This is a genomic window from Pseudoalteromonas sp. APC 3358, from assembly GCF_030408075.1.
Taxonomy (GTDB): Bacteria; Pseudomonadota; Gammaproteobacteria; order Enterobacterales; family Alteromonadaceae; genus Pseudoalteromonas; species Pseudoalteromonas arctica.
Map to the genome: position 1 here is coordinate 21,133 of NZ_JASDCE010000021.1, position 7,472 is coordinate 28,604.

A 7,472-nucleotide genomic window follows, 5' to 3' on the forward strand; every position below is an offset into this window, starting at 1 on the left:
GGTCTTGCAGTTCTTTTTAGCTGTCATAGGCACCTCGTTATGTGATTTTACTCACTTAGCGCGGTGTACAGAACTACTGGATCAGATCATTTTTTCGGGTTAACGGCCTAAGTGAAATAAATTCTGTAAACAGAAGGCCCCCTGTGTCAGGATCTGTCTCTTGATCACATCTCCTGTTGTTGCGCTTGCATGAATCGAGCGCCTTCTAGCAGTTGGCTCAGTGAAAACCAACCTTTCCATAAAGCTTCCCAACCAACAACACCTGTTTGCTTGCTGTTGTGCCACCCGCCTAATTTGGCAAGTGCATAATAAGCCCAATGTAATGAAGGTGTTGTGTTAGGTGCTTTTTTAGTTTCAGTCTTTGACCACAACAGTTTCCATTCAAGATGATTGAAAAAATTGTTGCAACTAATTGATTTTGCATTATCTTTATCGACAACAAGCTCGCGTAACTGGAGAAGTCTCACCGCAATAAATGCTGTTATTACAATGATCTTTTCTAGATTATTTCGCGTTTGCATGCGAAACGACTCAACTTGAGTGCCCGCTGACTTCCACGCTTTATGGAACTCTTCAACTCGCCATCTTAGTTCATAAAATCTAACTATCTTTAGTGCATCAGAAGCACTATTTATCGGTTCGCCTGTATACAATTTCCACGACAAAGGACTTGTTCCACTTGGTGGATCAATCTCGTTGCAACTTATTACTGTTAAATTCATACCACCAAGTTTCTTGTGTTTTTTAGGCGGATAAATAGTAATGCAAGCATAACGTACAGCTACTTTCGCAATACGTGCTTTTCGGCCTCCTTTTTGCTGTATCTTAACCGAATATGAAGCTTCGCTAGATTGATTTTCAATGTAAGGACTTAGTTTATCGCCGTCTGCATTCACGACCCGCTCATGCTTGGCCCTCACTACAAACCGTTGATTATTTATTGTTTTATAATCAATATACTCAAACATATCAGATTCTCGATCACAAACGCTTATGATATTGTCCATGACATCTGCAAATCGGGTACTCATTTCTTCCGACGAGCGTTGCCATTTATAACTTTCTTTCGTTTCGTACTTGCGGCGTTTTCTGTCGTTAGCGGTACCAAAGTTTTCATCTTTTCTGCACCAACGATGTTGTGCACCCAAGCCAATAGTACGCTCTGTTTCTGCATCGACCATAAGGACGGTGTGCGCCAACATCCCTTTAGAAGAGCTTTGTTTATATGCGCCAGTATGTCCGAGCTCTTTAGTCACATTGTGTCGGTAACACAATGTTGATGTATCTTCTAGCGCAAGGATTGTGTTTGACAGCGTTATTGCAGGTAACAGCGAATTCAAACCGGCGGTAGCGATGTTATCTGCGTCAACTTTATCATTGCGGAGAAAGCGATATGCGCCTTCAATAGAGGCCTGTGAGCCAGATGCTTTCACAATAGAGCTTCCTGTGTTGCTCGCCATTTGATGACTTATTTTTACCAGGCGTTTAGTGCGTCGTTCATCACCTAATTCAGCATGTTTAAACAAATGATTAGCCCATTGTTCAGTATCTTTTATCAGCATAATAATTAAACTCGATCGGTTTTTTCGTTATAACTGATCTGATCGACTGATATAAATAAAGTTCAATTGAAGCCTAATTTATTTGTGTATAAGAGTCAGGTGTCAGGATAGTTGTCGCCTCTAACTTTTAATAGAGGCAATAAAATGAGTCGTCGATTTACACAAGAATTTAAAGTTCAAGCTGTTGAAAAAGCATTATCTCAATGTGATGATGTTCGCCTAGAAGATATTGCGTTTGATTTAGGCATCGGTTATTCAACCTTGCAACGATGGATTACGCTTGCTAAAAAACATGAACTTGAAACTAAAAATAATGGTAGTCACATGACAACAGAAAAACGCCCTCATGACTGGAGCTTAGAAGAAAGGCTTAATGCCATTATTGAATGTGCGAGTTTAGGTGAAGCAGCTCTTAATGAATATTGCCGTGCTAAGGGGCTTTACCCGCATCATATTAAACAGTGGAAGCAAGATTTTGCTAAAGGGCCTTCAACGAAGCCCGTAAAATCAGACAGTAAACAGCTCAAACAAGAAATTAAGCAACTTCAAAAAGAGCTTAATCGTAAAGACAAAGCGTTAGCAGAAACAGCTGCCTTACTTGTACTCAAAAAAAAAGCAGATGCGCTTTGGGGTTTCAACGAGGACGATTAACCAGCTCAACTGAACGTCATGAACTGATAAAGCTCATTACCGACGCGCAGAAATCAGGGGCAAGGCAAGCAAAAGCATGTGAGTTACTTGGTCTAACGGCAAGAACAATTCAACGCTGGATTGAAGCTGATGATATGACAGATAAGCGAACGAGTACGATAAAGCGACCACCTAACAGGCTAACTGAATTAGAGCAACAGCGTATTATTAAGACAGTAAATTCAATAGAATATGGACATTTACCACCCAGCAAGATAGTCCCTAAACTATTAGATAAAGGTGTGTGGATAGCATCAGAAAGCTCGTTTTATCGTGTTATGAAATCACATAAATTATTAACACACAGAGAAAAAGTTAAACCAAATAAAAAGATAAAAAAGCCAAAAGCGCTCAAGGCAACACGTGTAAACGAAATTTATACATGGGATATCACATATTTGCCAACAGCGGTTAAAGGTCAGTTTTTATACTTATATTTAGTGATGGATATTTATAGTCGAAAAATAGTTGGTTGGCAGGTTCATGACACACAGCTAAGCACACTGGCGGCTGATTTAATGGTAGATATTTGCAGGCGAGAGCAGGTAAAGCCAGATCAAGTCACGTTGCACTCGGATAATGGCAGTCCAATGAAAGGGGCAACGTTATTGGCAACATTGCAGGAGTTAGGTATTGTGCCTTCATTTAGCCGACCGTCAGTGAGTAATGATAATCCTTATTCTGAATCGCTATTTAAGACGTTAAAGTATCGCCCAGAATACCCTGAAAAAGCCTTTGAAAGCATCGGTAGTGCAAGGAAGTGGGTTAACGGATTTGTTGATTGGTACAACGATGAGCACTTGCACAGCGGTATTAAATTTGTCACGCCAAACCAGCGTCATTTAGGATTAGATAAAGCGATACTAGCGAACCGTCACCGAGTAAATGAAATAGCGAAATTGCAAAATCCAATTCGTTGGTCAGGAAAATCTAGAGATTGGACAATGATCAATGAAGTAAATTTAAATCCAGAGAAAAAAGAAGCAATGCGGGCGGCATAAAATTTAATTTGATGCGACAACTAACTTGAAAAACTCCGGAAGGTCTCTTATAATCTGAAAGGCACATGGCTCTACTCTATAAGAGGACATTTATGAATACCTATCAAAAATCTATGAATGCGATTTCTGCTCTGACTAAGGAGCAGTATCGGGTGACGCAAGAAAATGGTACAGAGCGTCCAGGGACTGGTGAATTGCTAAAGAACACCAAGCCCGGCATTTACGTGGATATCGTGTCAGGTGAGCCTTTATTTGCGTCTTCTGCCAAGTATGAATCAGGGTGTGGTTGGCCGAGCTTTACCAAAGCGATAGACTCTGTCAACGTAATTGAAATCACTGATAGGTCGCACGGCATGACCCGCACAGAAGTGCGCTCAACTCATGGCGACAGTCACTTAGGCCATGTATTTTCAGACGGTCCCAAAGACCAGGGTGGCCTACGTTATTGTATTAACTCAGCGTCATTACGTTTTATTCCTAGGGAAGAAATGGCAAGTAAAGGTTACGCAGAGTATTTAGACCAAGTAGAGGACATTTAATTATGGCAATTGAACGCGCAGTATTAGCCGGTGGCTGCTTTTGGGGCATGCAGGATCTTATCCGCAAACGTCCCGGTATCACTTCAACCCGAGTAGGTTATACCGGTGGTGAAGTGGCTAATGCTACCTACCGCAATCATGGTAACCATGCTGAAGGCATTGAAATAATGTTCGATAATGAAATCACCAGCTATCGACAAATTTTAGAGTTTTTCTTTCAGATTCATGACCCTAGTACAGTAAATAGACAAGGTAATGACAAGGGCACATCTTATCGCTCAGCCATTTATTATACCTCTGAGGCACAGCATGCTGAGGCAGTAAAAACCATTGCTGACGTGGATGCTTCGGGATTATGGCCTGGAAAAGTAGTGACTGAAGTCGAACCTGCAAGTGATTTTTGGGAAGCGGAGGCTATGCATCAGGACTATTTGGAACTCCGACCAAATGGCTATACCTGCCACTTCCCCAGACCAGACTGGAAGTTGCCCTCATCTCAATGAGTTTGCAGCAGCCCACACAGACTTGCAATTTGCATACGACAACCACCCTTAATACAATCGGCTTAGGCGGTGGTTGTCACTGGTGCACCGAAGGCGTATTTTCATCACTTATTGGCATTGCTACTGTCAATCAAGGTTGGATCGCCTCAATTGGTGACAACGCTCAGTTCAGCGAAGCCATTGAAGTGGTTTTTGATCCGACTGTTATTTCTTTATCAACCTTGATCGAAATCCATTTACATACTCACGCGAGCACATCAAACCACTCAATGCGTGGTAAATATCGTTCAGCGATATACGCTTATGATGAGGTTCAGTATAACCAGGCTGTAAACATATTAGATGCCTGTAGAGCTGATTTTGAGCAGCCAGTCATTACTCAGGTTTATTTTTTTAAGGATTTTAAAGCGAATAAAACTGAGCTTATCGACTACTTTTATACAGCACCCAACAGACCATTTTGTCAAAGGTACATTCATCCAAAACTCACCTTCTTATTAGCACGTTTCAGCCACTATGTTGATACGCATAAATTGACAGAGTCAGGTGTAGAGTTAACATCGATATAGGCTGTGCTACTCTGCAAGTTCGAGCGTCATGATTACCAACTCTAGTAGTGGCATCGATCACACGAAAACTAAAACGATGTCACCGCAAACGAATGGGATCTGCGAGCAGTTTGATAAGGCGATCCTGAACGAGTTTTATCAGGTGGCTTTTCGCAACAAGTTAATCAAACGCTGGAGACGCGGCAAAATGATCAGGATGAGTGGCTGTCTTACAACAATGAACGAACTCATCAGGGCAAAATGTGCAACGGCAGAACGTCAGTTGAAACTGATCTGATCCAGTAGTTCTGTACACCGCGCTAAGTGAGTAAAATCACATAACGATACAACAACGTTACCCTACATAATCCCAAACTAATTTATCGTTGGAAACGCGAGTTATCCGTGAAGATGATAGAGCTTCTACGCGAGATCCTTTCCAACTGAGTCTGTTCGATGCTCTGTTATACCAATATCTTTGGAAACGCCCTTCGATGGTAGCTTGTTGCTTCTATCAACATTCATACACTTTTGTGAAAAAAATTTCCTGTGTATTTATCGGTATAGCATAAAGTCCATAATCAAATTAAAACGCTACCTAGTACAAAATTGCCTATTATTTAACCTTGACACTACCAATATGCACTGATCTGATATATATTGATTTAATGTATATTTTGCAGGCGATTTTTATGAAAAGTGCACTACTGCGGATCATCACCAACCAGAGCGCGTTTCCTTCATTGACGGAAATATCCTTGACGGGTCATAGCAACATCTCAGGGACAAACGGAGCAGGAAAAACCTCATCTCTTGTTCTGGTTCCTGTTTTTTATGGGATTGACCCTCAGTATATGGTCAGAGAAAAGCCTAAAACCTTTCTGGATTTCTATCTTTCTAAAGCACGTAGTTTTGTCATTTTTGAATATCAACGACAAGATCAGATCTCCTGTGTCGTGCTTTACAGACATAACAACACGTTGCATTACAGGTTTGTCAAAGGGGACGCCGATTCCACTTTATTTACAGAACAGAGCAAAATGAAGCTGAATAATGCGGAAAATATTGATTGCTGGCTCTCGGAAGACATCGCTCAGATAACAGAAGTGTCCCGGCAGATCAAAACCATCAAGGATTACTGCGCAATTATCCAGCACAACTTGTCGCACCTATCCCCGATTAAAGCTCGACAGTCAGGACTCAAGGATATTGCTGATAAATTCTCTCTGTGCCGTCCAGGGAAATCAATGAGGCACATTGAACGCTTAACGTCCGTCATGCACAAAAAAACAAAATTGATGGAAGGGTTAAAAGACATGGTTGCAGATTGCTTTATTGACAGTCAGCTAGATGTCGGGAAAGCGCCATATAACGACAATGATACGTTGACGATTGATGCTCTCAGTGCGCTTGAGCGAATGATGTCGCATCAGAGTGAGTTCGAGTCTGCTATTCAGGCCTATGGCGACATCAAATCTGTATGGTCATTACTATTGAGTCATACCAAGCAGTTGGATGAGCACAAATTAGTGCTCAGTAGTGAACAAGAAAGGGCAAGGAGTTTATTAACCGAGTTGCGTGACCAGATCAGAATCACGCAGAAAACGTTCGATGCCAAAATTAGTGAAACGCAAGGTAAAGTGAATGATCTGAATGACTCCTTCAAGCATTTGGAAAGGGTTATTGAACACCTTTATGCAAAACGAGACGAGTATGACGAACTCGATTTGGTTCAAAAGATAGCGGCATATAACGAGCTGCACAACCTTGAGGTGATAGCTCAAGACGCCGTCAAGCATCATGTGATGTTGTTGGACTCCGTCAAGGAGGAATCCAACGCCTATCAAGCACAATCCGCAAAAGTTTCGGCGCAAGCATCCCAACGTCGAGAGACGTTGTCTGTCAAAATAGATGCAGTCAAATCTGAAAAAGCGGCCCATCAAAAACAAGTCAATGATGGTGTCATGAGGATTGAACGGGAAACCACTGACGCTATTAAGCAATATGAGTCAAAGCGAAGCGAAAAACGCGATGTCCATGTATCTGCCATCAATCAAGCCGTCAGAGCGGAAGAGAAGGCACGGTATATCACGCAAGAAGAAAATCTTGCCTTATTGGGGTTCTAGGGATTTTCCCCTCTAAAGTAACATAAATCGCCACAACCCTCGCAGTTAATGGCTTGTGGAGCTGGGTTACCTTTCATTTTAGACTTCATTTTCAACAATAGGCCTAGTTATTTCCTGTAAATCAGGTAGTTTGCGGTTACTAGCGAACTGATAAGTGCCGCTCAGATTAATGTTCTGCCATGCAACGGGTGATACTTGTCGAGTTATTGCTGCTTTTTCCTCGTCACCAACTTCTTCAAAGTGCAGTAATAGATGACTTAGGATCATCGAGTTAAAGTAGATAATAGCATTTGCCGTCAAACGGGCACACTCGTTCCAGACGACTATTTCTGATTCGTTTTTTCCACGGAACTGGTCACGATTGACCGATGCAATAGCTCGCCTGAGGAAATGCCAGGCTTCGCCTCGGTTCAGTGCTCGTTGAACATATTGGCGCAGACTTGCATCATCAATATAATCAAGTAAATATTGGGCTTTGATGAGCCTATTATATTCCGTTAATG

At 41.8% G+C, this 7,472-nt stretch carries 7 protein-coding genes and 1 pseudogene; 6 read left to right on the forward strand and 2 right to left on the reverse strand.

The window, feature by feature from the left end; translation table 11 throughout:
* Positions 1 to 164: 164 nt before the first annotated feature.
* Positions 165 to 1,562 carry an IS4 family transposase gene (locus QL995_RS20785; RefSeq protein WP_290294978.1) on the reverse strand — a complete coding sequence of 466 codons (1,398 nt, stop codon included), beginning with the start codon at positions 1,560 to 1,562 and terminating at the stop codon, positions 165 to 167.
* A 144-nt stretch (positions 1,563 to 1,706) separates the two neighbouring features.
* On the opposite strand from QL995_RS20785, the gene QL995_RS20790 reads away from it, so the two are divergent.
* The 6 genes and pseudogenes from QL995_RS20790 (at position 1,707) to QL995_RS20815 (ending at position 6,969) form a co-directional block, all read left to right on the forward strand.
* Positions 1,707 to 3,253 (forward strand): IS3 family transposase gene (locus QL995_RS20790; protein ID WP_243530850.1). Its coding sequence is split into 2 segments (ribosomal slippage): positions 1,707 to 2,166 and positions 2,166 to 3,253, totalling 1,548 coding nucleotides; the frame shifts between segments, so codons are not numbered across the junction.
* Positions 3,254 to 3,345: 92 nt separating this feature from the next.
* Positions 3,346 to 3,792, forward strand: coding sequence for a peptide-methionine (R)-S-oxide reductase MsrB (gene msrB / locus QL995_RS20795; RefSeq protein WP_011711653.1), 447 nt, complete (start codon positions 3,346 to 3,348; stop codon positions 3,790 to 3,792).
* 2 nt (positions 3,793 to 3,794) lie between these two features.
* Positions 3,795 to 4,295, forward strand: a complete 501-nt coding sequence (gene msrA, locus QL995_RS20800) for a peptide-methionine (S)-S-oxide reductase MsrA (protein ID WP_011711652.1) — start codon at positions 3,795 to 3,797, stop codon at positions 4,293 to 4,295.
* Between the two features lie 29 nt (positions 4,296 to 4,324).
* Positions 4,325 to 4,864, forward strand: a complete 540-nt coding sequence (locus QL995_RS20805; protein ID WP_041413416.1) for a peptide-methionine (S)-S-oxide reductase — start codon at positions 4,325 to 4,327, stop codon at positions 4,862 to 4,864.
* 15 nt (positions 4,865 to 4,879) lie between these two features.
* Positions 4,880 to 5,149, forward strand: a pseudogene (locus tag QL995_RS20810) (IS481 family transposase); the annotation flags it as partial.
* A gap of 386 nt (positions 5,150 to 5,535) precedes the next feature.
* A complete protein-coding gene (locus QL995_RS20815) occupies positions 5,536 to 6,969 on the forward strand; it encodes an ATP-binding protein (protein ID WP_290294981.1) in 1,434 nt (477 codons plus the stop codon).
* A 78-nt stretch (positions 6,970 to 7,047) separates the two neighbouring features.
* Here QL995_RS20815 and QL995_RS20820 read toward each other — a convergent pair.
* A partial coding sequence (locus tag QL995_RS20820) for a Tn3 family transposase (RefSeq protein WP_290294982.1) occupies positions 7,048 to 7,472 on the reverse strand: 425 nt, incomplete at its 5' end.